This is a genomic window from Candidatus Roseilinea sp. NK_OTU-006, assembly GCF_012931985.1.
Lineage (GTDB): Bacteria > Chloroflexota > Anaerolineae > J036 > Brachytrichaceae > JAAFGM01.
In genome coordinates this window covers 1-2,586 of record NZ_JAAFGM010000110.1, presented here as the reverse complement: position 1 = coordinate 2,586, position 2,586 = coordinate 1, and the positions used below count along the sequence as shown (strand labels likewise).

Sequence of the window (2,586 nt, the reverse complement as noted above, 5' to 3'; positions counted from 1 at the left end):
TGCCGATCTAGTCGGTGTGTGACCGGTCACGGGTCATCGGTAACTGGTAAGTGTGAGTGCTGGCGAATGGCCATTACCGATTACCGATGAACGTTTCACCATTGTCTACGATGTCTCTTTTGACCCACGGAACGCGGGTGGTGATGCCTGCGCCTTACACGATTACTATCGAGACATACGATGTACCGGCGCCGGCGCATGGCCAGGTGCTGGTCGAATGCGAAGCCAGCGCCATCAGCGCCGGCACCGAATTGGCTGTTTACACCGGGGTACACCAGTGGCTGAACGACCCGACGCGGGCGTGGCCCAAGTGGCCGTTCACGCCCGGCTACAGCGGGGTAGGGCGGATCATCGCCGTCGGCGATGGCGTGACGCGCTTCAACATCGGCGACCGCGTCGTCTGGCCCAGCCGGCATGAGACGCATGCCATCGTGGATGTGGAGCAGCCGCATGCTTTGGTCTTCCCCATCGCCGAGCATGTGCCGGCGCAGGTTGCCGCCTTCGCCGTGCTGGCGCGCTTTCCGCTGTCGGCGCTCGTGCAGAGCGACCAGATCATCGGACGATGCGTCGCCGTCATGGGCCTGGGCACGATCGGCCAGATCGCGCTGCGACTCTACGCCGCTGCCGGCGCTTACCCGCTCATCGGCATAGACGGCGTCGGGAGTCGGCGCGCGCTGGCAGAGAAGGTGCATGGCGTCGTGACCTTTGCGCCCGAGGATCCCCAACTCAAGGATAGGCTGCGGGCGTCTAATTTCGGTCAGTTGCCGGACATCGTGGTGGATGCGACCGGCTTTCCGAACGCGGTGAAGACGGCGATGAACATCGTGACCGACGGCGGGCGCGTGGTGATGGTGGGCAGCCCGCGCGGCATCGCCGGCGACGTGGACTTCTACTGGGATCTCCATGGCCGCTCGATCACGCTGATCGGCGCGCACGGCAGCGCCATCGGCTGGGAGCCACGCGAGAAGTTCCCCTATACCGTGCCGCGCGCGATGCGCCTGCTTATCGCTTTGTTGGAGAGCGGCCGACTGAGGCTCGAAGAGATCGTCTCGCATTTTGCACATGCCCACGAGGCCAAAGCGATGTATGACGGCCTGCTCAACGACAAGGAGCAGTATCACGCCGTGGCGCTGCGGTGGCAGACTCAGTAGTTGAAAACATTGGCTCGCACTTGCCGCCGCCCGGCGACTAAAGTCGCGGGCTACACGATGCCAAGTCCCTGCAGGACTGATTTTGAGCCTGCGAAGCAGGCTTCGCTGTGCGTAGCCCGCAGCTTTAGCTGCAGGTCAGTGCACAGCATGTGCGAGTGTAAACGGAAATGTTTCAACTACTGAGACTGAGACTAGAGATTAGCGATTCGATCTCCAATCTCCAATCTCTTTCTCCTAACCTTGCGAGGCTAAATCATGAAATGTCTGCTTTACCCTGCTTGGGATACGCTAGAAATCGCCGAGCAACCGAGGCCGGTTCTGGCCGAGGGCGAGGTGCTGGTCAAAGTTGCCGCGGTTGGCGTGTGCGGCAGCGAGCTGGAGGCCTTTCGCCATCGCAACCCGCGCCGCACGCCGCCGCTCATCATGGGACACGAGTTCTGCGGCGAGATCGTCGAGCTTCATTCGAGCGTTGCCAACACCGGCTGGCACGCCGGTGACCGAGTCGTCTGCAATGCGCTCGTGCCGTGTGGCCAGTGCGTCCGCTGCAAACGCGGCGATCCGCATCTGTGCGCTCGGCGCCAAATCTTCGGCATGCATCGTCCCGGCGCCTTCGCCGACTACGTCAACGTGCCGGTGCGCGTGCTTCTCCCCTGGCCAGCGGGCATGCCGGCGGCGCACGCTGCACTGGCCGAGCCGCTTGGCAACGGCGTGCACATGGTCAACCTGGTCAAAGACCTCCGGCCGAGCACAGTGCTCGTCATCGGCGCAGGGCCGATCGGCTTGCTGGCGCAACAAGCGTTTCAAGCGTTGCTGGGCGCGACGACATACGCCGCCGATCTGAGCGACGCGCGCCTGGCCGTGGCGCGTCGCGTCGGTGCGACGCAGGTCTTCAACCCGCGCGAGGTGGATGTGGTGCAGGCGGTGCGCGACCTGACCGACGGCGAAGGCGCCGATGTGGTGATTGACGCGGTCGGCGCCGCCGTGACCAAGAAGCAATCGGTGCAGGCCGCTCGGCCGGGCGGCGCGGCAGTGTGGATTGGCCTGCACGAAAATACCCTCGCTTCGTTCGATACCTACGATGTGACGCTGCCGGAGAAGCGCGTGTTCGGCACCTATGCGGCCAAGCTCGAGGATATGCGAACGGCGCTCGACCTAATGGCCGACGGCAAGGTAGAAGTGAGCAGTTGGCCGGAGGTCTTTCCGCTCGAGCGCGGCGTCGAGGCCTTCCGACGCATGCTGGCGGCTCAGGGCAACGACATCAAAGCCATCCTCAAGCCGTAAGAGGTGGGGCGGAGATTTGTGGGCGTCGGTCACCGCGCTGAGATAAATTCAGCGCGCTCTCCGTCTGCTCGGCCAGGCGTTCACGCCGGGGCAGGTCTTCGCGCAAAAAGTCCCCCTTTCTGTGCTATACCCGGCCGTAGATCGGAAGAGCACC

The 2,586-nt window shown here is 63.7% G+C and carries 2 protein-coding genes; both read left to right on the top strand.

What is annotated here, in order from left to right; genetic code table 11:
• Positions 1-119: 119 nt before the first annotated feature.
• Positions 120-1,151: a zinc-dependent alcohol dehydrogenase gene (locus tag GXH28_RS15910; protein WP_169239984.1), complete on the top strand. Its 1,032-nt coding sequence runs from the start codon at positions 120-122 to the stop codon at positions 1,149-1,151.
• Positions 1,152-1,406: 255 nt separating this feature from the next.
• Positions 1,407-2,432: a zinc-dependent alcohol dehydrogenase gene (locus GXH28_RS15905; RefSeq protein ID WP_169239983.1), complete on the top strand. Its 1,026-nt coding sequence runs from the start codon at positions 1,407-1,409 to the stop codon at positions 2,430-2,432.
• Positions 2,433-2,586 lie beyond the last annotated feature (154 nt).